This window comes from Achromobacter arsenitoxydans SY8 (assembly GCF_000236785.1).
GTDB classification, from domain to species: domain Bacteria; phylum Pseudomonadota; class Gammaproteobacteria; order Burkholderiales; family Burkholderiaceae_B; genus Achromobacter; species Achromobacter arsenitoxydans.
The window spans coordinates 90,348-112,371 of record NZ_AGUF01000064.1 but is presented as its reverse complement, the minus strand read 5'-3'; the positions used below and the strand labels follow the sequence as shown (position 1 = coordinate 112,371).

Annotated in this window: 24 protein-coding genes; 12 read left to right on the top strand and 12 right to left on the bottom strand. The window is 68.1% G+C overall.

What is annotated here, in order from left to right:
* Positions 1 to 217 precede the first annotated feature (217 nt).
* Together KYC_RS20375 and KYC_RS20370 are read left to right on the top strand one after the other, a co-directional pair.
* Positions 218 to 2,344 carry an FUSC family protein gene (locus KYC_RS20375; protein ID WP_043519011.1) on the top strand — a complete coding sequence of 709 codons (2,127 nt, stop codon included), beginning with the start codon at positions 218 to 220 and terminating at the stop codon, positions 2,342 to 2,344.
* Between the two features lie 113 nt (positions 2,345 to 2,457).
* The gene (locus KYC_RS20370; protein WP_008165869.1) at positions 2,458 to 3,294 is read left to right on the top strand and encodes a universal stress protein; all 837 of its coding nucleotides are present in this window, start codon (positions 2,458 to 2,460) and stop codon (positions 3,292 to 3,294) included.
* Positions 3,295 to 3,349: 55 nt separating this feature from the next.
* Here the strand turns inward: KYC_RS20370 and KYC_RS20365 are convergent, their stop codons facing one another.
* The 3 genes from KYC_RS20365 to KYC_RS29715 form a co-directional block, all read right to left on the bottom strand.
* Positions 3,350 to 4,306, bottom strand: coding sequence for a 2-hydroxyacid dehydrogenase (locus KYC_RS20365; protein ID WP_008165867.1), 957 nt, complete (start codon positions 4,304 to 4,306; stop codon positions 3,350 to 3,352).
* 152 nt (positions 4,307 to 4,458) lie between these two features.
* Positions 4,459 to 4,611 carry a DUF3309 family protein gene (locus KYC_RS29010; protein WP_008165865.1) on the bottom strand — a complete coding sequence of 51 codons (153 nt, stop codon included), beginning with the start codon at positions 4,609 to 4,611 and terminating at the stop codon, positions 4,459 to 4,461.
* Between the two features lie 49 nt (positions 4,612 to 4,660).
* The gene (locus KYC_RS29715; RefSeq protein ID WP_008165864.1) at positions 4,661 to 4,825 is read right to left on the bottom strand and encodes a hypothetical protein; all 165 of its coding nucleotides are present in this window, start codon (positions 4,823 to 4,825) and stop codon (positions 4,661 to 4,663) included.
* Positions 4,826 to 5,020: 195 nt separating this feature from the next.
* On the opposite strand from KYC_RS29715, the gene KYC_RS20355 reads away from it, so the two are divergent.
* Entirely contained in the window at positions 5,021 to 6,076 is a 1,056-nt protein-coding gene (locus KYC_RS20355; RefSeq protein ID WP_008165863.1) for a DNA topoisomerase IB, read from the top strand.
* Here the strand turns inward: KYC_RS20355 and KYC_RS20350 are convergent.
* Positions 6,062 to 6,316, bottom strand: a complete 255-nt coding sequence (locus KYC_RS20350; RefSeq protein ID WP_008165862.1) for a hypothetical protein — start codon at positions 6,314 to 6,316, stop codon at positions 6,062 to 6,064. The genes KYC_RS20355 and KYC_RS20350 overlap by 15 nt on opposite strands.
* Before the next feature lie 149 nt (positions 6,317 to 6,465).
* On the opposite strand from KYC_RS20350, the gene KYC_RS20345 reads away from it, so the two are divergent.
* The 3 genes from KYC_RS20345 (at position 6,466) to KYC_RS20335 (ending at position 8,181) form a co-directional block, all read left to right on the top strand.
* Entirely contained in the window at positions 6,466 to 6,795 is a 330-nt protein-coding gene (locus tag KYC_RS20345; RefSeq protein WP_043519010.1) for a four-helix bundle copper-binding protein, read from the top strand.
* A gap of 75 nt (positions 6,796 to 6,870) precedes the next feature.
* On the top strand, positions 6,871 to 7,212 hold the full coding sequence (locus KYC_RS20340; protein ID WP_008165860.1) for an ElaB/YgaM/YqjD family protein: 342 nt from the start codon (positions 6,871 to 6,873) through the stop codon (positions 7,210 to 7,212).
* An 81-nt stretch (positions 7,213 to 7,293) separates the two neighbouring features.
* Positions 7,294 to 8,181 carry an SDR family oxidoreductase gene (locus KYC_RS20335; protein ID WP_008165858.1) on the top strand — a complete coding sequence of 296 codons (888 nt, stop codon included), beginning with the start codon at positions 7,294 to 7,296 and terminating at the stop codon, positions 8,179 to 8,181.
* A 28-nt stretch (positions 8,182 to 8,209) separates the two neighbouring features.
* On the opposite strand, the gene KYC_RS20330 is transcribed toward KYC_RS20335, so the two are convergent.
* Both KYC_RS20330 and KYC_RS20325 read right to left on the bottom strand, forming a co-directional pair.
* Entirely contained in the window at positions 8,210 to 8,833 is a 624-nt protein-coding gene (locus tag KYC_RS20330) for a DUF4142 domain-containing protein (protein ID WP_100148352.1), read from the bottom strand.
* Between the two features lie 32 nt (positions 8,834 to 8,865).
* Positions 8,866 to 9,459: a hypothetical protein gene (locus tag KYC_RS20325; protein ID WP_008165855.1), complete on the bottom strand. Its 594-nt coding sequence runs from the start codon at positions 9,457 to 9,459 to the stop codon at positions 8,866 to 8,868.
* A gap of 141 nt (positions 9,460 to 9,600) precedes the next feature.
* Here KYC_RS20325 and KYC_RS20320 point away from each other — a divergent pair, with 141 nt between their 5' ends.
* Positions 9,601 to 9,867 carry a hypothetical protein gene (locus KYC_RS20320; RefSeq protein WP_043519021.1) on the top strand — a complete coding sequence of 89 codons (267 nt, stop codon included), beginning with the start codon at positions 9,601 to 9,603 and terminating at the stop codon, positions 9,865 to 9,867.
* Positions 9,864 to 10,232 carry a DUF378 domain-containing protein gene (locus tag KYC_RS20315; RefSeq protein WP_238531971.1) on the top strand — a complete coding sequence of 123 codons (369 nt, stop codon included), beginning with the start codon at positions 9,864 to 9,866 and terminating at the stop codon, positions 10,230 to 10,232. Before KYC_RS20320 ends, KYC_RS20315 begins: the two co-directional genes overlap by 4 nt.
* Before the next feature lie 8 nt (positions 10,233 to 10,240).
* On the opposite strand, the gene KYC_RS20310 is transcribed toward KYC_RS20315, so the two are convergent.
* Positions 10,241 to 10,456: a hypothetical protein gene (locus KYC_RS20310; protein WP_008165852.1), complete on the bottom strand. Its 216-nt coding sequence runs from the start codon at positions 10,454 to 10,456 to the stop codon at positions 10,241 to 10,243.
* A 149-nt stretch (positions 10,457 to 10,605) separates the two neighbouring features.
* On the opposite strand from KYC_RS20310, the gene KYC_RS20305 reads away from it, so the two are divergent.
* Positions 10,606 to 10,980 carry a hypothetical protein gene (locus KYC_RS20305; protein ID WP_008165851.1) on the top strand — a complete coding sequence of 125 codons (375 nt, stop codon included), beginning with the start codon at positions 10,606 to 10,608 and terminating at the stop codon, positions 10,978 to 10,980.
* A 12-nt stretch (positions 10,981 to 10,992) separates the two neighbouring features.
* On the opposite strand, the gene KYC_RS20300 is transcribed toward KYC_RS20305, so the two are convergent.
* Positions 10,993 to 12,378 (bottom strand): sigma-54-dependent transcriptional regulator, encoded by a 1,386-nt coding sequence (locus KYC_RS20300; protein WP_008165850.1) that lies wholly within the window; start codon positions 12,376 to 12,378, stop codon positions 10,993 to 10,995.
* A gap of 258 nt (positions 12,379 to 12,636) precedes the next feature.
* On the opposite strand from KYC_RS20300, the gene KYC_RS20295 reads away from it, so the two are divergent.
* Both KYC_RS20295 and KYC_RS20290 read left to right on the top strand, forming a co-directional pair.
* On the top strand, positions 12,637 to 13,557 hold the full coding sequence (locus KYC_RS20295; protein WP_043519020.1) for a sigma-54 interaction domain-containing protein: 921 nt from the start codon (positions 12,637 to 12,639) through the stop codon (positions 13,555 to 13,557).
* Positions 13,558 to 13,709: 152 nt separating this feature from the next.
* Positions 13,710 to 15,149: an RNA polymerase factor sigma-54 gene (locus tag KYC_RS20290; protein WP_008165848.1), complete on the top strand. Its 1,440-nt coding sequence runs from the start codon at positions 13,710 to 13,712 to the stop codon at positions 15,147 to 15,149.
* Positions 15,150 to 15,218: 69 nt separating this feature from the next.
* Here the strand turns inward: KYC_RS20290 and KYC_RS20285 are convergent, their stop codons facing one another.
* The 4 genes from KYC_RS20285 to KYC_RS20270 form a co-directional block, all read right to left on the bottom strand.
* Positions 15,219 to 15,584 carry a hypothetical protein gene (locus KYC_RS20285; RefSeq protein ID WP_008165847.1) on the bottom strand — a complete coding sequence of 122 codons (366 nt, stop codon included), beginning with the start codon at positions 15,582 to 15,584 and terminating at the stop codon, positions 15,219 to 15,221.
* 130 nt (positions 15,585 to 15,714) lie between these two features.
* Complete coding sequence (locus KYC_RS20280; RefSeq protein WP_043519009.1) at positions 15,715 to 18,708, bottom strand: PAS domain-containing protein; 2,994 nt, start codon at positions 18,706 to 18,708, stop codon at positions 15,715 to 15,717.
* Between the two features lie 97 nt (positions 18,709 to 18,805).
* Entirely contained in the window at positions 18,806 to 19,519 is a 714-nt protein-coding gene (locus KYC_RS20275) for a DUF2325 domain-containing protein (protein WP_008165845.1), read from the bottom strand.
* Positions 19,520 to 19,659: 140 nt separating this feature from the next.
* The gene (locus KYC_RS20270; RefSeq protein ID WP_008165844.1) at positions 19,660 to 20,961 is read right to left on the bottom strand and encodes an MFS transporter; all 1,302 of its coding nucleotides are present in this window, start codon (positions 20,959 to 20,961) and stop codon (positions 19,660 to 19,662) included.
* A gap of 105 nt (positions 20,962 to 21,066) precedes the next feature.
* Between KYC_RS20270 and KYC_RS20265 the strand changes: the two genes are divergently transcribed.
* A complete protein-coding gene (locus KYC_RS20265) occupies positions 21,067 to 21,966 on the top strand; it encodes a LysR family transcriptional regulator (RefSeq protein ID WP_008165843.1) in 900 nt (299 codons plus the stop codon).
* Positions 21,967 to 22,024 lie beyond the last annotated feature (58 nt).

The window sequence follows — 22,024 nt, the reverse complement described above, 5'->3', positions numbered from 1 at the left end:
CTGCCGGGGTGCGGTTCGAGGGGCAATTAATTCGTGCATTCTGCGCCCTCCCCGCCGTAAAGTCACACACATGTAACCATAGGTATTAAGGTGCGCGAATTCATAATAGGCGGGCGTTTCCGCGCCCTGCGCACAACCCCGCCTTGACGTCTTGTCGACATGGTAGGGTTTGCGTCTTTCGCCCCTGCCCGATCCACCCGCTGCTTTTTCCATCCGCGTGACAAATCTGCTCTCCCGTTGGCGCGCATCCCTGCGCAATGTGCTGTGGCTCGACGCCCTGCAAGCCGCCGCCATCAGCGCGGCGCCCGTGATCCTGGCCGTGCTGGCGCACGAACCCCGCCTGGGCTGGACCGCCATCGCGGCGTTCTGGGCCTGCTTCGGCGATCCCGGCGGTCCGCTGCGCCAGCGGGCGGGCTCCATGCTGGCGCTGGGCCTGATCGGCGCGCTGTTCTGCTTCCTGGCCAGCGCCAGCGCCACGCATCTCTGGCTGCTGCTGCCGCTGACGTTCGTCTGCTGCACCTTCGGCGGACTGCTGCGCGTGCTAGGTCCGGCTGCCGCCATTGTCGGCACGCTGCTGTCGGCGGGCTTCGTCGTCGCCGCCGAACTGCCGGCCCCGACCCTGACCGACAGCCTCTCCTACACCCTGTTCTTCCTGGCCGGCGCAGTGTGGGCGATCCTGATGACCGCCCTGGTCTGGCGCCGCCGCCCCTGGAAGGACGCAACCCACGCCGTGGCCCACTGCTACCGCGGGCTCGCCGACTTTGCCGACGCGCTGGCCCGCATGTACTCGGGCCTGGCGCCCGCGGGCGGGCCACAGGCCTGGACCGCCGTCACCCGGGCCCAGCGCGGCGCGCAGCGCGCGGCCCTGGAAGCGGCCCGCGTCCGCATCCGCGAGGTCCAGGACGCGCGCCCCTCGCGCCGGGCCCGCGCCCATCAACTGCTCTATCTGCTGGACAGCGCCGAGGACAGCTTCATCGCCCTGGTGGCCGCCGCCGACCTGCTGGAATCGAACGCGCCGCGCTGGCTCGGCCGCAGCGCCGGCGCGCACCTGTCGCACGCCATGCACCGCTACGCAAGCGTCTGCAACGCCATCGCCAGCACTTCCGACGTCGGCGACCCCAAACAGGCGGAATGCCTGCGCGACCGGCTGGCGCACTACAGCGCGGGCCTGCACGACCTGCGCGGCGGCGCCCTGGCGTACGCGCCGGACCTGGCGACCGTGATCCCGGTGCTGGACCGCCTGCTGCATACCGCCCAGGCGGTCATGCAAGCCCTGTTCGACCAAGGCGCCGCGCCCGCCGCGCCCGCCCGCAACGCCGGCGAACCCAGCGGCGCGCGGCAGGCCTGGCGCACGCTGCGCCAGAATCTGCGCTTCGAATCCGACGCCTTTCGCCACGCCCTGCGCGTGGGCGTAGGCGCCACCATCGCGGTCGCGCTGTCCAAGACCTTTGCCGTCAACCACGGCTACTGGATGTCGCTGACCCTGGTCTTCATCCTGCAGCCCTATTTCGCCACGACCTGGCAGCGCACCTTCGAGCGTGTCATCGGCAGCGTGGCGGGCGCCATCGGCGCGTCCCTGCTGGGCCTGCTGCTGAGCACGCCGCTGTCCGTGGCGCTGGCCGTGCTGCCCATCGCGCTGGGCACTTTCGCCGCCCGCACCATCCATTACGCGCTGTTCACCTTTTTCCTGACGTCCCAGTTCGTGCTGGTCAGCCACATCCAGCAGCCCGAGATCTACGAACCCATGCTGGCCGCGCTGCGCGCCTTCAACAGCGTGCTGGGCGGCATCCTGGCGCTGCTGGTGGGCTTTCTGGTCTGGCCGGAAAAAGAGCCCCGGCAACTGGCTGGCGCCCTGGCGCGCGCGCTGTCCCGCCACGCCGACTATGCGCTGGCGCTGACCCGGGAAAAGAGCGGCGGCGGCGACGCGCCGCAGGACATCGTCGCATTGCGCCGGCTGGCCTGCCTGTCGGCGGACAATGCCGAGGCTTCGCTGCAGCGGCTACAGCAGAACCCCGTGCACCGCGACCGCAACGTCGATACGGCGGTCAACCTGCTCAATGCCATGCGCCGCATCACCGCGGCGGGCACCGTGCTGGAAATCCAGCCGGTCCTGCCGGCGGCGTCGCCGGCCGCGTCCGCGCTGCGCGACTACGGCGCGGTGCTGGCGCATGCGCTGCATCCGCAGGACGAAGCGCCCGCCGCCGACGCGCGGGCGCTGGGCGTTCCCGCCGCGATCAGCGCGGCCGAGCCGGCGCTGGCCGCGCCACTGGAACGCATTGCGCAGCAGACGCGCAATATCCGGCAACTGCGCGAACGCGTGCAAAAGGACGGTTCGGCGACCTAGCGCCGCTTTGCGCCGCGTCGGCGGAACTGGGGCCGGCTTGACGCGCGTCAAGAGGCCTGGCCGGGTAAACGGCAACCATACGGCCATGGAACGCTTTTACCAAGGAGGCCACTATGTACCGCCGCATTTCCGTCCACCTGGACCACGGATTCGACTGCAAGCGCCGCACTGAACTGGCGCTGGGACTGGCCAGGCGCCACCACGCCGAACTGGTGGGCATCTACGCCAGCTCCGCGCCGCCGCAGCACTACTATGGCGAATCGGTGATGATGTCCCGCTCGCTCAACGTCTTGAAAGAAATCCAGGCGCAGAACCGCGGCGCCGTGCAGAACGCGTTCCTGGAAGCGGCCGCCGCCGCCGATGTGCCTGCGGTCGTGCGGGCGGGCGCATCCTCGCCCAGCGCCAGCGTCGCCCTGTACGGCCGCGCCAGCGACATGATCATCGTCAGCCAGCGCAACCGCGACGACGTCGAGGCTGCCCACGAAAACGAATTCGTCGAACAGACCCTGCTGTCCGCGGGCCGCCCCGTCATGGTGCTGCCTTCCAGCGGCAACTTCCCGGTCGTGGGCGAACGCGTGCTGCTGTGCTGGGACGGAAGCCGCGAGGCCGCCCGCGCGCTGACGGACGCCGCCCCGCTATTGCGTGGCGCGTCGCAACTGGTGGTGCTGACCATGGATGAAGGCGCCGCCACGCGCAGTATCGAATCCATTCCGTTCGAGGACCTGGCCGCCTACTGCGCGGCGTTGGGCACGCCGGCGCCCGAGCACGTGCACCGCGACATCAAGGGCGTGGGGGTCGGCAGCACCATCCTCAACGCCGCGGCCGACTACAGCGCGGACCTGATCGTCATGGGCGCCTACGGCCACAGCAAGTTCCGCGAATGGGCGATGGGCGGCGCCACCGCCTCCATCCTGAAGAGCATGACCGTGCCGATCATGTTCTCGCACTAACGCAGACGCACCAGGCGCGCATCGCCGCCACGGCATGCGCGCCGCGCCAGCAGACTCAGGCGGCTTCGGGCTGAGCGTCGCGCACCGGCGTCAGCACCGGCTTGCCGTCGAAATGCGCGGTGGCGTTATCCAGGAACAACGCCACCGTCGCGGCCACCGCCTCGGGCGACCTGCCCGCGCTGTGCGGCGTCAACACCACGTTGTCCAGTGCCTTCAGCGCATCCGGAATGACCGGCTCGCCATCCACCACATCCAGTCCCGCCCCGGCAATCTTCCGCTCCGCCAGCGCCGCGATCAGGGCCTGCGTGTCGACAACACTGCCGCGCGCGATGTTGATCAGGTACCCCTGCGGCCCCAGCGCCTCCAGCACGGCGGCATCCACCAAATGCCGCGTACCCGCGCCGCCCGGCGTGGCGATCACCAGGAAATCGGACTCGGCCGCCAGCGCGCGCGGGCTGTCGAAATAGGCGTATCCGGATTCCGGACGGGCGCGCCGGTTGTAATAGCCCACGCGCATGCCAAAGCCCAGCGCGCCGCGCCGGGCGATTTCCAGTCCGATGGTGCCCAGGCCCAGGATGCCCAGCCGCTTGCCGCTGACCTGCGGCCCCATGAAACCGCTCCAGTGGCCCTGCCGCACCCAGGCGTCGGCCTGCGGCAACTGGCGGGCCGCCCCCAGCAGCAAAGCCATGGCATGGTCGGCCACCGACACCGCATTCGCGCCGGGGCCGTTGGTGACCACGATGCCGCGCGCCTGCGCCGCGGCCAGATCAATGTTTTCATACCCCACACCCAGCGAGCAGATGATGCTCAGCTTCGGCAACGCGGCCATTTCATCGGCCTGGAAGCCCGTCGCGCCGCGCGTCAGCACCGCGCGTATCTCGTGGCCGTGGTCTTGGATGGCAAGCGCGCGCGCCTGCGCGGTGGGTGCATAGATGGGACGAAAACCGCGGGCTTCGATTGCGAGCAGATATTCATGCACGCTGTCGATCAGAATCAGTAAGGGGATGCTCATGTCGGGGCTGCGGGTGTGAAGGCTGCAAAAAACCCGCAGATCTTACGCCTGACCGCCGGCACGCACCATGGCCCCGGCCATGGCGCGATCACCCGGGGCGCGGCGCGGCCGCCCGGACGCCGCTCGGCGTTCAGGCGGCCGTCAGACGGGCGCTACAGGCGTCCCATCAGCAGCAACACGATAAGCACGATCACGACAATGCCCAGAAGGCCGCTGGGGTAGTAGCCCCAGCCCTTGCTGTGCGGCCAGGCAGGCACGGCGCCGATAAGCAGCAGGATCAGGATGATCAGCAGGATGGTCGACATGGTGACTCCTCGTCTTTATTCGTTCGAGTTATTCGGCGGCAAACATCCATCAATGGTCTTTGGGCGGCACGATTTCCTTGACCGGCGGAGACAGCGGAGGCAGGTCCACGTCGGGTTCGTCCGTGTCCGGATCGACCGGCAGGTCTCCGGGCGGCGAGCCAGGCGGTATCGGATCCGGTTTGGGCGGCACATGTAATTGCAGGACGGTTTGCATTGCACTCTCCTTCGAAGATTCTCGCCAGGGCGGCGAAGCCGGCCCGCGAGGACCGTTCCGACGGCGTTGCCGCCTCCAGCATGCTCAGCAAGCCGCGTTCCCGCCATTGCAGCGCCCCCGCATTCCGGCCGGCGGGAACGCCGCGTGCTGACTGCCGCGGCGCCGCGCGCGCATGGCTGAAGAGACGGAAACCGAATGGACACCCGCACGCACACGGCGCCGGAGCCGACCGCAAAACTGGAGGCCGCACTGGTCTACGTGGACGACACGCAGGCCGGCTACCGGCGGGTGCGCGTCAATGGCAGCGGCTTCCATTACCTGGACGCGCGTGGCAAACGCATCCGCGACGAAGCCGAAATCCAGCGCATCAACGCGCTGGCGATTCCCCCCGCCTATCAGGACGTGTGGATCTGCCCGTCGCCGCTGGGGCACCTGCAGGCCACCGGACGCGATGCGCGCGGACGCAAGCAGTATCGCTATCACGCGGCCTGGACGGCGGTGCGCGACGCCTCCAAATACCAGAACCTGCTGGCCTTCGGCCTGGCCCTGCCCCGCATCCGCAGGCAGGCCGAACGGCACATGGCCGCGCCTGGCCTGGCGCAGGAAAAAGTGATCGCCGTACTGGTGCGCCTGCTGGAGACCACGCTGATCCGCATTGGCGCGCGCGAATATGCCCGCGCCAACAAGTCCTACGGGCTGACCACGCTCAAGCGCCGGCACACCACGCTGGCGGGCAGCCGCCTGCGCTTCCGGTTCCTGGGCAAGAGCGGCGTCCCCCACGACGTCACCGTGAACGATCGCCGCGTGGCGCGCATCATCCGGCGTTGCCTGGACATCCCGGGCCAGCAGCTTTTCCAGTACCTGGATGAGGACGGCGAGAAGCACCCCGTGGACTCCGGCGCGGTCAACGCCTACCTGCGCGCGGCTGGCGGCGGCGAGTTCACCGCCAAGCACTACCGCACCTGGGCCGGCTCCGTCCTGGCCTACGCCGCGCTGCAGGCGCATCCCGCCGCGGATGAGCGCCAGGCCAGGCAGACAGCGGCCGACGTCATCAAGCAGGTGGCGCAGCGCCTGGCAAACACGCCCGCGGTCTGCCGCGCGTGCTACGTGCATCCCGCCATCCTCGACGCCTATCTGGCAGGCACGCTGCCCGCCCGGACGGCGGCGCCGGCCAGCCCCAGGGGCCTGAGCGCCGACGAGCGCCGGCTACTGGCGTTCCTTAAATGCCAGGAGCAATCAGAGGATGGATGAGCGCGCGTTCTTTGCGCGCGGTTGCGGGGCGGAGCCGTCCGCCCAGTTGGATTCGGTCTTGTTGTCGACCACCGCGCGCTTGTCCCGGCGCGCTTCGTCGGGCGTGCCGGCATCGGGTTTATCCGGTTGCGCGGGAACATCGACGGGACCGCGCGGCGGCAGTATCTTAGCGTTGTCCGGCGCCTGTTCTCCGCCGCCTTTTGACGACGCGCCTGCCTTGGATGCGGATGACGGTTTCATGGGTATCTCCTGCCCGGTGTGAACCTTCATCCTACGGGGGCTTGCCGCCCGATAAAAGAAGCCAACTCTTCAAGTTGCAAGCGGATGTGCCCGCGATGCGCGCCCCAGCCCGGCGGGCCGGCGGCATCGGCCGCTCACAAGGAGATGCAATGCGAGACCCAAACTTCGAGCAATGTGTGCAAGCCTGCTACGAATGCGCCGTGGCTTGCGACCAGTGCGCTGCCGCCTGCCTGCAGGAAAACGCATCGCGCATGAAGCACTGCATCGCCTTGTGTACCGACTGCGCCGCTGTGTGCCGCCTGTGCGCCGCCCTGCTGGCCCGCGACGGCGAATTCGCAAACGCGCTATGTACGTTGTGCGCTCAGGTCTGCGACGCCTGCGCGCGTCTTTGCTCTACGCACGACGCTGAACATTGCCAGGTCTGCGCGGGCGCCTGCCTGGGCTGCACGCTGGCATGCCGCGATATGGTCGAGGCCTGAAGGCCCGGCCCGCCAGGCGGCCGACCGGGCCGGCCCGCCCTGGCGCTCTTTCCGCCCGATAGTCAGGAGCTTTCGATGGCCACGACGAATACCCCTCTGCCTTCCGATTTCCCCGAGAACGGCCCCGACAATCGTGGCGCCTACCGGCGCTCGCGTCATCCGGAAAGCTGGATCGACGAACTGGAAGCCACCCTGCGGGACACGTCGGCGACGGACCTGGACGCCTTGAAGGCGCGCCTGTCCGACCAGCTGCACGCCACGCGCCAGAGCCTGCGCGAGGCCTCAGACAACGCCAGCGATCTGATGCGCGAAACCCTGGACTGCACCGAGGAATACATCCACGCGCGTCCGTGGCAGGCGGTGGGCCTGGTCGCGGGCGCCGCCTTCCTGCTGGGCGTCATCGTCGGACGCCAGTAGGCGCTGCCGGTGCCGGGAACGGCGATTGCGTGCTCCTGCTGCACAAGGCGCATCCCGCGCCTGCGTCAACCGGAGACACGCATGAGCAACCCCAAGAGCGCCCAGACCGGCGACCGTCCGCACCCGACTCCGCCCATGCCGGCGCAACACCTGGAAAAGCCGGGCAACGAAGCCGACATGGTGCTCAAGCCTCAGTACCAGGCGCCCGGGTACAACGGCAGCGGCAAACTGGAGGGCATGACCGCCATCGTCACGGGCGGGGACTCCGGCATCGGCCGGGCGGTCGCCGTCCTGTTCGCCCGCGAGGGCGCCGACGTCGCGGTCATTTACCTGGACGAACATGAGGACGCCAAAGAGACCAGCCGCGCGGTGCAGGCCGAGGGCCGCCAGTGCCTGCTGATACCGGGCGACGTACAGGACGCCGCCTTCTGCAACGAGGCCGTCGAACAGACGGTCAAGCACTTCGGCCGGCTCGATATCCTGGTCAACAACGCCGCCTACCAGCAGCACACGGATACGCTGCCCGAGATCAGCGACGACAAGTGGGACAAGACCCTGCGCACCAACATCACCGCCTATTTCTACATGGCGCGGGCGGCGCTTGCGCACTTGAAGGCCGGTTCGTCCATCATCAATACGGGATCGGTGACGGGCCTGCGGGGCAGCGCCAAGCTGCTGGACTATTCCTCCACCAAGGGCGCGATCCACGCCTTCACGCGGTCGCTCGCAGCCAATCTGGCCGAGCAAGGCATACGCGTCAACGCGGTCGCGCCGGGGCCCGTATGGACGCCGCTGAACCCGGCGGACCGGAGCGCCCAGGCCATCCAGTCCTTCGGCGAAAAGACCGATCTGGGCCGCCCGGCCCAACCCGAGGAAATATCGCCCGCCTACGTGTTCCTGGCCTCGCCGGCCTCCGCCAGCTACATCACGGGGATCGTGCTACCGATCACGGGCAGCGCGGGGGACTGAGCGCCCTGCCCGCCTGCTTCCGGGCCGATCATTGTTTCGGGGGAACCACGGACGCCGGCGCCTCGCGCGACGCGGGCGACACGGCGGGCGCCTCGCCCTTCGGCGCCGGCTGGATCCTGTCGCCATTCGCGGGCGGCTGGCCCATGAGCGTGCGGCTCATCGAATAATGCTCCGCCAGCATGGGCAAAGTGCGCGAAGCGAATTCACGGACCTGCGGGTCGGCCGACTCCTTGGCTGCGGTCTGAAACAGCCTGTTGGCGATCGCGTGGGCGTCCACCGCCGCCTTTTCCACATAAAGCTCGTCGAACGCCGTGCCGGTTTTGGCGCGAAGCTGCTCGAGGGTCGCACGATCGGGCTCGCCCGGCTCTCCGGGTAGCCGCAGCTGTTTGGCCGCCGCCAACGCCTTCAACTCGTCATTCACCTTGCGGTGCTGCGCCAGCATTTTCGCGGCGTAGGCGCGGACCTGCGCATCCTGGGCGCGCTTGCCCGCCAGTTCGGCGGCTTGCACCTCGAACAGGCCGGCCCCCGCAGCCGCCTGCAGGAACCGCGCGTCGGACGCGGCCAGGTCCGCCGCATGGATCGCCGGCGGCGCACCCGCGAACAGGGCCATCGCGGCCAGCGCGGCCGCCATCAGTCTTGGCGTCTTTTTCATTGTTCTGTCTCCTTGCGAGCCCGCGGCGGGCCTCAATTGAGCGACGTGCGCGCCTCCACGGGACGGGGCGGCGTCAGGGGGTCGAAATCCTGCCATTTGCCGTCCTGCCAGCGCCCACTGGCGCGCTCGATGTCGGTGCCGCCCGCCTGCCGCAAGATCTGCCTTGCCTGCGGCTCCCTGCCCGCTTCCACGTGCAAGGCCAGCAGTACCCCGGCCTGGCGCACGGGCGGATGCGTCTGGACCGGCTCGCCTGGCGCGGTGCGCACGGCGCGCTTCTTGCGGCCGATGACCCACAGCGCGCCCGCCAGCGCGCCGACATACGCGCCGACACCCGCCGCGGCGATCGTGATGAGCACCGAGGCCGACAGGCGCGCGGCAATCAGCCCGCCCAGCATAGCGAACAGGAATCCCAGCAGCGACGCGCCGGCCACGGCGCCAAAATGCCCGCCCCTGGCGTCCGGATCGGCCAGACGATCTCCGCCCAGCGGATAGCGCCCGTGCTCTCCCGCCGGACTGACATAGAACGTATGGATGTCGTCCTCGGTGTAACCCTCGGCAGCCAGCATGCGCGCCGCCACGGAGGCCTCGTCAAATGTCTGGAACCGTGCAGCGACAATCAAGGACATGGCAGTCTCCCGGTTGAGAATCGCCGTTCGGACAGCAACTTCCATACCTGGCGGCGGCCGGCATGGCGCTTGCTGCATATCGGATCGCTGCGGGTCCGGCGCCGTTTCGCGCCGCCCGGCCAGCCACGCCCGGAGATCGCCATGACCCGCATTCCCGACCCCGACCTGCCCATCGACGACGGCGGCCGCCCTGACCTTGGTCCGAGCGACTCGTCGGATTCCGCCAGCGACCTGCCGCCCGGACGGGTGCACACCGACAGCGATTCCCAGGCCACTGGCGAACGCGAAAGCGTGGACCCGGACGAGCGCGACGACGATGGCGCGGACATCGCGCCCGACCGGATTACCGACGCAGACGAAGCTGGCCTGTCCCGCGACGATCCCGATCCCGTTCGCAACGGCGCATGAGCCCGATCCGCGTGAGCGCCGATCGGGACGTCGCCCGCAACGGCTCGCCTGCCGGTCAAGGAGGCACGAATATGGATATCTCCGGCAACCAGGACGAACTGTCCGACGCCTCCGAGGACGGGGCTGCGTCGGCCGCCGACCCGGACATGCCACGGCGCGGCCTGTCCGCACTGGATTGGACCGCCTTGATCGCGGTGGTGGCCGGCGGCTTGAACACCGGCCTCATCGCGGCGGTCAATCTGGATGTCTTTGCAAGAATTCTTCCGCACGCGGCCGCGGCCCGGGCCCTCTATGGCCTGATCGGGCTGGCCTCGCTGTACTGCGTGGTCCTGCTCTTCCGGCTGGGCCAAGAGCAGGACGATTGACGGCCCGACTACTTTCCTCCCGGCCGCTTGCCCGGGTACTGGCCGCCTTCCTCGTATTCAGGCCCCTTGCTATTCGGTTTCTTGTCCGATGCGCGTTCGGCCGCCGGTTCCTTGGCGTCCGGCTTGTCCGCGCCAAATTGTCCGCTCTGGCGAGCCGCTGCCGCATCGTCCTTGGGCGTATTCGCCTTCGACGTTGCCGTGTCCTGTCCGCGTCCGGTGCTCATGTGCGTCTCCTTGTTCCCTGTCGGCCGCACCCGCTGGCGCGCCGACCGCCTGCTGCGCAAGCGCCGTTCCCGGCCCGCGCAGGAACAGCGCTTGCTTGGGTATCCGCGGGTCTGCTCAAAGCCGGACCATCATCCCAAAGGAGTCAGTCATGAAGCTGTCCAAAACGATTTGCCCCGCGTTCGCCCTTTGCCTGTCCGTCCTGGCCTTTCAGGCCTATGCGCAATCCGGCGCCATGAGCGTGCGCAGCGATGAACAGATCGACAATCAGTACAAGATGGACAAGAAGCAATGTGACGGCATGAAGGGCAACGCCAAGGACGTATGCCAGCAACAGGCCGAAGCCAACCGCGACAAGGCCAAGGCGGACGCCAAGGCAGGCAAGGAAAAAGCCGAAGCCAACCGCGACGCGACCAAGGCGCGCAATGACGCCGACTACAAGGTCGGCAAGGAAAAATGCGACGCCATGTCCGGCAACGCCAAGGACGCCTGCATAGCGGACCTGAAGACGCGCTACGGCAAGTAAGCCGCGCCGCCGCTAGGCGGATCCCCGGGACGGGTTGCCCGCCTGGGGATCTTCCCCCGGCAGCACATACCCTGCCGCCGCATACTCTTCAAGCCGGTTGTAGAGGGTCTTCGGGCTGATGCCCAGCACGGCGGCGGTTTGCTTCTTGACGCCGTTGCAGCGTTCAAGCGTAGCCAGGATCAAGCGGCGGTCCGCTTCGGCCAGGGTTTCGCCGACCGGCACGCTGACCTGCCCGGCCGCCGGCGCGCCCGCGGGCGACAGGCGAGGCGCCAGCATTTCCAGGTCGAGCACGTCGCCGTCCGCCATGATGAACGCACGGCGCACGAAATTCTTGAGCTCCCGCACGTTGCCGGGCCAATCGTACTGTTCCAGCGCCACCTGCGCCTGCGGCGCAAATGCCTTGTTCCGGCCCGCTTCCTGGTTCAGCGTCTGCAGAAACCGCTGCGCCAGGAACAGGATGTCGTTGCCCCGCTCGCGCAAAGGCGGCAATTCGATGGGAAAAACGCTGAGCCGGTAAAACAGGTCTTCGCGCAGCTTTCCTTCCTGGACGGCCTGTTCAGGATTGCGGTTGGTGGCCGCGACGATCCGAATGTCGCACGCGACCTCGCGGTTGGTGCCAACCCGCATGAAGCGGCCGGTCTCCAGCACCCGCAGCAGCTTGACCTGCAGGTCCAGCGGCATCTCCGTGACTTCGTCCAGGAACAGCGTGCCGCCATCCGCGCGCTCGAAGTAGCCCTTGTGCTGACGATCGGCGCCAGTGAAGCTGCCTCGTTCGTGGCCGAACATCTCGCTTTCGATCAGATTCGGTGAAATCGCGCCGCAATTGACCGCGATGAAGGGACGCTGCCGCCGCGGGCTGAGTTCGTGGACGGCATGCGCGGCCAGTTCTTTGCCTGTGCCGCTTTCGCCGATCAGCAAGGTGGTGACGTTGGTTGGCGCCACGCGCCCGATCTGCCGGTAAAGTTCCAGCATGCGTTCGGACTGGCCATACAGCTTGCCGAAGCGTCCGGGTTCTTCGAAGGGCGTGCCGGGCGCGTCGCCGCCGGCGTTCGTGACGATGCGCGCCAGGATTTCGGCCAGCCGTTCCATGCAGATGGGCTTGACCAGGTAATCGGTCGCGCCCAGGCGCAAGGCCTGCACCGCGTTGTCGACCGAACCGTGGCCGGTCATCACCACGACCTCGGCGCTGCTGATGGCGACGTTCTTGAAAATATCCATGCCGCTGCCGCCCGGCAGGCGCACGTCGGTCAGCACCAGGTCGGGCGCCTGGCGTTCCAGCTGTATGAACGCGTCCTTGACGCTGGCGGCCACCGCCACCGTAAACCCGCTCTCACGGCCGATCTCGGCCAGCGTCTCGCGTATCGCGTCGTCGTCGTCAACGATAAGCAGATGAGGCATGCTAGCTCCGTGTCCTTTTTTCATCCTCAGAATAGCCACTATGGGGGCGGCCCGCGCAAATATTCGACAGATTCGATGAAGGTTTTCCATTGCTTGCAACTGGTCGCAATCGGATAGCCAGCGCCCATCTACGATGGCTTCATCACAGGCTAGATCCAGGGATCAAGACTTCGTATGGCCACTCGCAATTCCGCCGCGCGCGACAGCGCGCCCGCGACGCCCGCCGCCTTCGCCGACATCGACGCCCTGTCCCCGCAAATGCGCAAACTGGGCGCCCAGATTTCCCTGGCCGCCGCGACCGACGCCAGCGTGTTCATCATCGGGGAAAGCGGCGCAGGCAAGGAAATCGTGGCGCGGGCCATCCACGACGCCAGCGATCGCCGCAACCAGCCCTTCGTGGCCGTCAACTGCGGGGCCATCAGCGGCACGCTGGCGCACGCCGAACTGTTCGGCCACGAGAAAGGCAGCTTCACAGGCGCCGTGGCCCAGAACGCCGGCTACTTCGAATACGCCAGCGGCGGCACGCTGTTCCTGGACGAAGTGACGGAAATGCCGCCCGACATGCAGGTGCACTTCCTGCGCGTACTAGAGGCCGGCACCTACCAGCGCGTCGGCGGCACGGATCTGCTGCGCGCCAACGCCCGCATCATCTGCGCAAGCAACCGCGATCCGGCCGCGTCGGTGGCCGATGGCCGGCTGCGGCAGGATTTCCTGCATCGCCTGCTGGTGATACCGCTGCGGGTTCCGCCCCTGCGGGAACGCGGCGACGACGCCCTGGTGCTGGCGCACCAGTTCCTGGACACGCTCAACGCGCAGCACGGCACGAAAAAGACCTTCGCGCCGCGCATGCTTGAAGCCATCGGACGCTATGACTGGCCGGGCAACGTGCGCGAATTGCGCAACGTCGTGCAGCGCGCGTACATCCTGGCCGACGCCCTGCTCGATGCCGAGCTGCATGTCCGTGCGCGCGGCCCGCAGCAGGCCGAATTGCGCGACGGGTCCCTGAGCTTTCCCGTTGGCATGCCCCTGGACCGCGCGCAGCGCGAGTTCATCCTGGCCACGCTTGCCCATCATGGCGGCGACAAGCGGCTGGCGGCCGAGACCCTGGGCGTCAGTCTGAAGACGCTGTACAACCGCCTGGATCTCTACGAAAAGGCCGAATCCGGCCCGGCGTCTTGAGCAGTTCTTACCGTCTCTTGTAATACTCGGCGCGCACGCCGCGCGCCCGGCGCCATTCCTCCTCCTGGCCGAACCTGGCACGATCTTTGCATTCACTGAAAGAAGAGCCGCCTGCCGGCGGCCCCCTTCAGGAGACTCGATTGGGCCACCCGATGCAAGAACTGCGAATGCGCCAGCAAATGACCCTGGCGCCTCGACTGCAGCAATCCGTCAAGCTGCTTCAGATGTCCGCGCTGGAGTTCACCACTGCGGTGCAGCAGGCGCTTGCCTCCAATCCTTTTCTTGAAGACCCGGACGAGCAGGAGCCCGAAGCGCCGCTGGCGGCGCCGGGCGCCCGCAGCGAAGGGGAAAGCGAAATCGGCGAACCCGCGCCCGAAGCGCCTTCATCGGAATCGCCGGATGCCGATGATCCGCCGCCTGACGCCCCGGCCTATTCTGGCGACTACCCCATCCACGGCGGCGGCGACGGCGACAGCGACCTGGGCCAATGGGCCTGCGCCAGTGTATCCATGCGCGAACGCCTGTCCGCCGAACTGGGCAACTACCATCTGGCGCAGCGCGATCGCCTGCTGGCCGAATTCATCATTGACGCGCTCGACGACGACGGCTATCTGCGGGTGCCCCTGGAAGGCTTGTGCAGCGCCGCCAGCAGCGATTTCAGTCCCACTCCGGACGAAGGCGAGTGGATGACCGCGCTGCGCCTGGTCCAGCAACTGGACGCGCCCGGCCTGGCCGCGCGCGACCTGCGCGAATGCCTGTCGCTGCAGTTGGCGGCCGGCCAGGATGCCGACGACGATACCCACGCGCTGGCCCTGCGCATCGTGCACGAACATCTGGACCGCCTGGCCAAGAACGACTACCTGGGACTGCGGCGCGTGCTGGGTTGTTCGGACGATGCGCTGCGCGATGCCTGCGCGCTGATCCGCGGCCTGGATCCCAAGCCGGGCAGCCGGTACAGCGGCGACGCGCCGGTGTATGTGGTGCCGGACGTCTTCGTGGATAAATGGCGCGGCCGCTGGCGCGTGCTGCCCAACCGCAGCGCCATGCCCCGGGCGCGGTTGCACAGCGCGTACGCGGATCTGTTCCGCCGCGCGCGGCTGGACGACCGCAGTCCGATGGCGCAGGAACTGCAGGAAGCCCGTTGGCTGGTGCGCAACGTCGAGCAGCGCTATACGACCATCCAGCGCGTAGCCGAAGCCATCGTCAAGCGCCAGCAGACCTTTTTCGAGTACGGCGAGGTGGCGTTGCGTCCGCTGATGCTGCGCGAAGTCGCGGACGATTTGAACATGCACGAATCCACGGTGTCGCGCGCAACGGTCAGCAAATACATGACCACGCCGCGGGGCGTGTTCGAGTTCCGGCATTTCTTTTCGCGCGAATTGGCCACCGAATCCGGCGGGTCCTGCTCTGCCGCGGCCGTGCGCGCGCTCATCAAGGAAATGGTCGACGCCGAAGATCCCGCCATGCCGCTCTCCGATGTCGCCCTGACCCAGCAGCTGGCCTCCAGCGGCATCTTGCTGGCGCGCCGCACGGTGTCGAAGTACCGGGGCCAATTGCGGGTTCCGCCGGCGGAGCTGCGGCGGCAGCACTAGGCCGCCGGACCTGTCCGACGGCCTTATATCGCGCAAGAGGCTTCCCGGCGGAAGCCTCTTTCATTTGCATTACTTGCTGCCGCCGGAGTTCGGATAGCCCGGCGCCGGCGTGGCGCCGCCGGCCGGCGTGCGCGGCACATTGTCATTGGCCTCGCGCTGGCGCTTCGGCATGTCGGACTCATGCTTGCCCGACTTCATGTGATTGCTCTTGTCCAGATTGGGCGGCGTGGTCTGCGTATTCGGCGCCGCGTTGGGCGCGGGCGGCATCGTGCCGGCGGGCACCGGCGTATTCGGCGGCACGGCAGTCGAGTCGTTCGGCGTGGTGGAGGGAGAGGTGGAGGGCGTGGAGCGGCCCGACGACTGGGCCATCGCCCCGCCGGCGGTCGCCATCCCGGCGATCAGTACAAGCGCACAAGTCATGGCACGATTCTTCATAGCGTAGCTCCTAGGTTGAAGTGCCCCAACCTACCCGCAAGCTGCGTGCCCGGATCCGGCCCCAAAGCCCGCCGCCCCCAGTGCTGTGTGAGGGGCATTTTTTACCTGCCTTTGCAACACTTGAACCTCGCTACGTCCGCAGCGGTCCCACGCTGGACTCCAGCATGCGCTGCACCCGCGTCTCCAGCGCGTCAAGCGAAAACGGCTTGACGATCAGCTCCATGCCCTCTTCCAGAAAGCCCCCCGACTTGGCGGCGCTTTCGGCATAACCCGTCATCAGCAGCACGCGCAGTCCGGGATGCGCAGCGCGCGCGGCATCGGCCAATTGGCGGCCGTTCAGCCCGGGCAGACCCACGTCCGTAATCAGCAGGCTCATGCTCGGCGTCGCGGTGACGAGCTCCAGTCCGGCCTGGCCGTCCGCCGCCGTCAGCACCTGCATTCCCATTTCAAGCAGGCTTTCGCGCACCATCTCGCGCACGTTGGTGTCGTCTTCGACCACAATGACCACCGACTGGCTGGCTGCGGCCGCCTGCGGTTCGGCCGCCGGCTTGAGCTCCTGGGAAAGCGCATCCTCGCCTTCGTAGCGCGGCAGATAGAGCTTGACTGCGGTGCCGACGCCGGCCGCGCTTTCAATCGCCGCGGCGCCGCCCGCCTGCCTGGCGAAGCCGTAGGTCATCGACAGCCCCAGGCCTGTGCCCTCGCCCAGCGGCTTCGTGGTGAAGAACGGATCGAAGGCGTGCGCCAGCACGTCGGGCGTCATGCCCACGCCTACGTCCGCCACCGTCACTTCGACGAATGCGCCCGGCCCGACGCCGGGAATCTGGCGCTGCAGGGATCCGTCCAGTGCGGCGTTGGCGGCGGCGACCGTCAACACCCCGCCGTTCGGCATCGCGTCGCACGCATTGATGACCAGATTGAGCATGGCGTTCTCGAACTGGTTCTTGTCGCACTTGACCGGCCACAGCTCCGGTTCGATATCCATCACCAGCACGACCCGCTCTCCCGTGTACCGGTGGAACAGGTCGGTCATGGATTGCAGCACGGCCTGGATGCTGAACGGCTTGGGGTCGATGGGCTGGCGCCGGGAAAAGGTCAGCAGCCGCTGCGTCAGGTGCGCCGCGCGGTTGGCTGATTCCATCGCCACGTTGATGAAGCGCTGGGCCTGGTCGGCCTTTCCGCTATCCAGCTTGCGCTGGATCAGGTACAGCGCGCCGGTGATTCCCTGGAGCATGTTGTTGAAATCGTGCGCAATACCGCCGGTCAAGCGCCCCACGGCCTCCATCTTCTGCGATTGCCGCAACGCGTTCTCGGTGTCGAGCAGCGCCTCGGCCTGCGCTTTCAGATCCGTGTCGTCGCGGCCCGCGACGTACAGGCGGTCCTGCGACCACGACATGCTCCACGTGATCCAGCTGTAGCCGCCCTCGCGCCTGAGCACGCGGTTCTCCAGATGCCGCACGGACTGCGCGGCGCCGGACTGCGTGCCGGCCGACCAAGCGGCGCGGGTCTTATCCAGATCTTCGGGATGGATCAGCTCGGCCAGCCGCAACGACAGGAACTGGTCCGGACTCCATCCCAGAATCGACCGCACCGCGGGATTCACGCTGACGAAGCGCCCTTGCGCGTCGAGGACGGCAAGCAGCTCCGGAGACAGGCGCCAGATCCGGTCCCGCTCGGCGATGGCGTTCTCGACGCGCTGCTCCAGCATGCGCGAATACTGCGAGCGCTCGACGGCGTCGCACATCCGCTCGGCGACTTCTTCGATAAAGGCAAGGTCGGCGGCCCTCAGCCGGCTGGTCGCCAAGGGCCGGACGACCATCGCGCTAGCCTGCCGCGCCCAGCGCCGCAAGGGCACCACGATCGCCGACGGGCGGATTTCGCCGCCCTCCTGCGCCAGCAGCGGTTGCAGATAGGCGGTGCGCCCGTCGCGCAACGCGGTATAGAACTCGTCGCCGAACTGGTCTGCGGACAAGGCTTGCTGCCGGGCAAGGTCGGCCTCGGACCGCCAGCAAGTCGACACCGTCGGCGTCGCGCCGTCCCCCGCCCAATCCAGCACGGCGACCAGCCCCAGGGACAACTGCTGCCCGAGCCCTTCGCAGGCGGTCTGTTCAATGGCGGACTGCAGGTGCAGCTCGCGCATGCGGTCGCCCAGCGCAAGCAGGAAATTCTTGCGGTGCTGGCCTTCCCACAGCTCAGTTTCGGCCGCCTTGCGCGCCGTGACGTCCAGGAACAGCGCCATAAGGCGGTCGCCGCTGTCCTTGCGCGCGCGCGCCTCGAACCACGCGTCCTTGGGCGCGGGCACGGCGAACTCGAACTGCGCGGCCTCGCCCGTCTCGACGACCTGGGCGAAGGTGTCCAGGATCTGGCCCGGCACGCCCGGAATCATTTCGCGCAGCGTGTGGCCCAGGGTGTCGCCCTGCTTCATGCCGCTTTGGCGCTCGAACGCCGGGTTCACCTCTAGAAAGCGGAAATCGACGATACGGCCGTCTTCGCCGCGCAGCGCCTCGGCCAGGAAGAACGCCTCCTGCATGCCGTCGAACATGGCGCGCCAGCGCTCGCCGCTGCGCCTCAGCTCGGCATCCAGAAAGTGCCGCTCGATCGCGAGCGCGGCGCTGCGCGTCACCAGCGCGATGGCGTCGATGTCATGGCCTGACGGCAGGCGGCTCGTGCCGTAGTAGTTCGAAAACACGCCCAGCAGCTTGCCGTCCGGCCGCTTGATGGGCGTAGACCAGCACGCGCGCAGGCCATGGGCCAGCGCCAGGTCGCGCCAGGGCGCCCAGCGGGAATCCTCGGCGATGTCCTCGACATAAACGGGCTTGCCCGCATGCGCCGCAGCCCCCCACGACGCCGACGCGGGGCCGATGAGCGCACGGTCGACGGCCGCGTTGAAGGCGTCTGGCAGGCTGGGCGCCGCGCCATGCCGCAGCACGGTGCCCGTGTCGTCCACCAGCGCGATCGACGTGCGCAGTTCCACGCTGGACTGGGCCTCGATTGCGTACAGCACGTGTTCAAGCGCTTGCTGGAGCGGCACACCCGCCGCGATCCGCTCCAACATGATGCGTTCATCCTCCAGCCGGGCCAACGTGTCGGTCCATGGCAGGGACACTCGGTCTCGCTTCTTGAGCATGATTTCCCCTCTTCCAGTACGGGACTGTATTGCGGGGGAATCGCGCAAGCCGAAACCCTAGGTAACGCGACGCTACGCTTGATCCCTTCGGGCGGCCTCAGTCCGCGCTGTCCGCCGTGTGCCGCTCCAGCCGCAGGGCGGCCAGCGCCTCGGGCTTGTCCACCAGCACGCACTGCTTGCCCGTGCGGGTGCAGTGGTCCTTCACGCGCCAATAGGCGCCGTGGCTGACGCAGCCGGTCTGGCAGATCACCAGGTCCGCGGCGACCAGGCTGGCCTCCAGCGCGTCGCCATTGGCCTCTTCCGCGCCGCTGTGGCCCAGATAGCGGCCGCCCGCCATCTCCACCATCTTGCGCGTCAGCATCAGCGCCATGGCGTCCTCGCCCACGCACAGCACTGATTTTTCGCGCAGCGCGATCGCCGCAACGGCGGGCCGCAGGGCCGGCGCCTCCGACACGCGCTCCACGGGGCGCTCGCGCGCCGATGCCGCCCTGTCCTGCCAGGCCAGCCGCTCGCGCATCAGCACCTGCACGCGCTCCATCAACTGCGTGACTCGCCGCGCCAGCGCGACCCGCCGGGGCAGGCCAGGAATGGCGCCTTCCAGCGCTTTGCGGTCATCGCGTTCCCAGGCCAGCGCCGTATCGCGCTGGATCACCGCCGCCCGCAGCCGCATGGCCTCGCCTTCCAGGTGAGCGATGCGCAGCGCCTGCGCGCTGAGCAGCCTGCTGCAGTGGGATTGGGCCTGCCCATAGGCGGCCAGCAGCGCCGCATGTTCGCGCTGCAGCGATTGGCGGTCAGGGGACTCTGGATTCATCGCGGACCTCGGCATCAAGTGGGACGGGCCGGCACAAGCCGGCGCCGCGGAGGATCCGACGAAGTATAAATGAGAATCTTTATCTTTTAAGTAAAACAAAAGGGGGAGCGCTTGCTCCCCCCATCGCCACGCCGGCGCCCTTACCCGCCGCGCACCGCCGTGCCGCCCGGCGCTGCCTCGGCCGCTGTCCGATGGCGGCGGCCCGTGCGCCAGGCCAGGCCCGCGCTGATGGACAGCGCGCCGAGCAGCAGTCCGCCCGCCATGGCCGCGACGCCATGCCACGCGCCCACCGTCCAGAAGTGCCCGCCCAGGGAGCCAAGCACGCTGGAGCCGACGTAGTAGACCAGCAGGTACAGCGACGCCGCCAGGGCCTTGTAGCCGCGCGCCATCTGACCCACCCAGCCGCTCGCCACGGCGTGGGCGGCGAAAAAGCCGAAGGTGAACACGACGATGCCCGCAATCAGGATAGGCAGCGAGTCCGACAGGGTCAGCAGCAGGCCGGCCAGCGCCAGGCCCGTGGCCGCGGACAGCATCGCGCCGCGCCCGTGGCGATCGGCCAGGCGCCCGAAGAAGGTCGACGCGAAGATGCCAACCAGATAGACGACGAAGATGAAGCCGATGAAGGTCTGGCTGAGCGAAAACGGCGGCAGCAGCAAGCGGAATCCCACATAGTTGTAGACGGCCACGAACGCGCCCATGAGCAGGCCGCCCATCGCGAACAGGCCGCACAGCGGGCCGTTCTTCAGGTGGGCGCCCACGCCCGCCCGCACGTCGCCCCACACGCCGGCCCATCCCTGCCCGCGCCGGGGCGCGAAGCGGCGTGAGGCCGGCAGCAGCCACACGAACAGCAAGGCGGCCACGATGCCCAGCAGCCCCAGCGTGCCCATCGCCGCCCGCCATCCGAAATGGTCGGACACCAGGCCGGTGATGACCCGGCCGGACAGGCCGCCGAACGCGCTGCCGCTGATGTACAGCCCCATGGCGAACCCCAGCGTGCCCGGCTCGACTTCTTCGGCCAGGTAGGCCATGGCGACGGCCGGCACGCCGCCCATCGCCACGCCTTGCAGCGCGCGCAGCGCCAGCAGGCTGTGCCAGTCGGGCGCCACGGCAGCGATCGTGCCCAGCACGGCGGACGCGAACAGCGAGAACGCCATGACGCGCTTGCGCGGCAAGGCCTGCGAAAACAGGCCCACGAAGAAGATAGCGATCGCCAGCAGGCCCGTGCACAAGGACAGCACCAGGCTGCTCTGCGCGGGCGACACGTTGAATGCGTGCGTGAACAGCGGCATCAGCGGCTGCACGCAATACAGGAGGGAAAAGGTGGAAAAGCCGGCGGCGAACAGGGCCCATTGGGCGCGGCGCAGCCCGGGCGTGCCGCGCGTCAGGTACTCGGACGGCGCGGCGCCGGAAGCTGGGGCGGGACTTGCAGTGGGGGTAGACATCAGGATTCTCGAAAAGCAACGGGCATTCAGCCCGTCCATGCACGGTAGACTTTTCCCCTGCATATGTCCAATATATGAAACTACACACCTCCATATTTAATAACAATGGAACTGCGCCACCTGCGATATTTCACGGCCGTCGCTGAAGAACTCCACTTCACCCGGGCGGCCGCCCGCCTGGGCATCGGCCAGCCGCCCCTCAGCCAGCAGATCCAGCAGCTGGAACGGGAAATCGGCACGCCGCTGTTCCTGCGCCTGCCGCGCGGCATCGCGCTGACCGAGGCCGGGGCCCAGTTTCTTGAAGATGCGCGCGCCATCCTGGCCAGCGCCGACCGCGCCATCGACCTGGCGCGGCGCCTGGGACGCGGAGAACGCGGCGCGGTCACCGTGGGCTTCACCGCGTCGGCCGTGTTCCATCCCTATCTGCCGCGCGCCATCCGCGCTTTCCGCGACCGCTACCCCGACGTGCGCGTCACCCTGACCGAAAGCAACACCGTGTCCCTGCTGCGCGGACTGCGCGTTGGCGAGGTCGACGTGGCCTTTGTGCGCCCGCCGTACGTACTGGACCCCGAATTCGAATCCGAACGCGTGCTGGACGAACCCATGCTGGTCGCCCTGCCCCCCGACCATCCGCTCAGCCGCAAGCGCGGCGTGCCCATCGCGGCCCTGGCCGACGAGGACTTCGTGCTATACCCCCGGCCCATCGGCGCAGGCCTGTACGACGCGATCCAGTCCGCCTGCCAGCGGGCGGGCTTTGCGCCGCGCGTCATCCAGGAAGCGCCGCAGATGGCGTCGATCGTCAGCCTGGTCGCCGCGGGCGTCGGCATTTCCATCGTCCCCGCCGCGATGCGCCACATGGGGGCGCAAGGCATCGAGTACCGTCCCATCAAGGGCGACGCCCCGCACGCCCTGCTGGACATGGCCTACCGGCGGCACGACCGCTCGGTCGCGGCGGAAAACGCCGTCGACATGCTGCGCCGCCTGGCCCACCCGGAGCGCGCCTGAACGCCGCCCGCGCATGGTCCGGTAGCTCCCTGTCGCGTTTGTCATCTTCTGTAAACCC

Bases quoted from the DNA above. Each gene is read 5' to 3' on its own strand.
- KYC_RS29010 (WP_008165865.1), bottom strand. From the start codon at position 4,611: ATGTCGACCATCCTGCTGATCATCCTGATCCTGCTGCTTATCGGCGCC.
- KYC_RS20270 (WP_008165844.1), bottom strand. From the start codon at position 20,961: ATGTCTACCCCCACTGCAAGTCCCGCCCCAGCTTCCGGCGCCGCGCCG.
- KYC_RS20305 (WP_008165851.1), top strand. From the start codon at position 10,606: ATGAAGCTGTCCAAAACGATTTGCCCCGCGTTCGCCCTTTGCCTGTCC.
- KYC_RS20265 (WP_008165843.1), top strand. From the start codon at position 21,067: ATGGAACTGCGCCACCTGCGATATTTCACGGCCGTCGCTGAAGAACTC.
- KYC_RS20335 (WP_008165858.1), top strand. From the start codon at position 7,294: ATGAGCAACCCCAAGAGCGCCCAGACCGGCGACCGTCCGCACCCGACT.
- KYC_RS20290 (WP_008165848.1), top strand. From the start codon at position 13,710: ATGCAAGAACTGCGAATGCGCCAGCAAATGACCCTGGCGCCTCGACTG.
- KYC_RS20295 (WP_043519020.1), top strand. From the start codon at position 12,637: ATGCGCAAACTGGGCGCCCAGATTTCCCTGGCCGCCGCGACCGACGCC.
- KYC_RS20285 (WP_008165847.1), bottom strand. From the start codon at position 15,584: ATGAAGAATCGTGCCATGACTTGTGCGCTTGTACTGATCGCCGGGATG.
- KYC_RS20280 (WP_043519009.1), bottom strand. From the start codon at position 18,708: ATGCTCAAGAAGCGAGACCGAGTGTCCCTGCCATGGACCGACACGTTG.
- KYC_RS20330 (WP_100148352.1), bottom strand. From the start codon at position 8,833: ATGAAAAAGACGCCAAGACTGATGGCGGCCGCGCTGGCCGCGATGGCC.
- KYC_RS29715 (WP_008165864.1), bottom strand. From the start codon at position 4,825: ATGCAAACCGTCCTGCAATTACATGTGCCGCCCAAACCGGATCCGATA.
- KYC_RS20310 (WP_008165852.1), bottom strand. From the start codon at position 10,456: ATGAGCACCGGACGCGGACAGGACACGGCAACGTCGAAGGCGAATACG.
- KYC_RS20300 (WP_008165850.1), bottom strand. From the start codon at position 12,378: ATGCCTCATCTGCTTATCGTTGACGACGACGACGCGATACGCGAGACG.
- KYC_RS20365 (WP_008165867.1), bottom strand. From the start codon at position 4,306: ATGAGCATCCCCTTACTGATTCTGATCGACAGCGTGCATGAATATCTG.
- KYC_RS20340 (WP_008165860.1), top strand. From the start codon at position 6,871: ATGGCCACGACGAATACCCCTCTGCCTTCCGATTTCCCCGAGAACGGC.
- KYC_RS20355 (WP_008165863.1), top strand. From the start codon at position 5,021: ATGGACACCCGCACGCACACGGCGCCGGAGCCGACCGCAAAACTGGAG.
- KYC_RS20370 (WP_008165869.1), top strand. From the start codon at position 2,458: ATGTACCGCCGCATTTCCGTCCACCTGGACCACGGATTCGACTGCAAG.
- KYC_RS20345 (WP_043519010.1), top strand. From the start codon at position 6,466: ATGCGAGACCCAAACTTCGAGCAATGTGTGCAAGCCTGCTACGAATGC.
- KYC_RS20350 (WP_008165862.1), bottom strand. From the start codon at position 6,316: ATGAAACCGTCATCCGCATCCAAGGCAGGCGCGTCGTCAAAAGGCGGC.
- KYC_RS20275 (WP_008165845.1), bottom strand. From the start codon at position 19,519: ATGAATCCAGAGTCCCCTGACCGCCAATCGCTGCAGCGCGAACATGCG.
- KYC_RS20315 (WP_238531971.1), top strand. From the start codon at position 9,864: ATGAGCCCGATCCGCGTGAGCGCCGATCGGGACGTCGCCCGCAACGGC.
- KYC_RS20325 (WP_008165855.1), bottom strand. From the start codon at position 9,459: ATGTCCTTGATTGTCGCTGCACGGTTCCAGACATTTGACGAGGCCTCC.
- KYC_RS20320 (WP_043519021.1), top strand. From the start codon at position 9,601: ATGACCCGCATTCCCGACCCCGACCTGCCCATCGACGACGGCGGCCGC.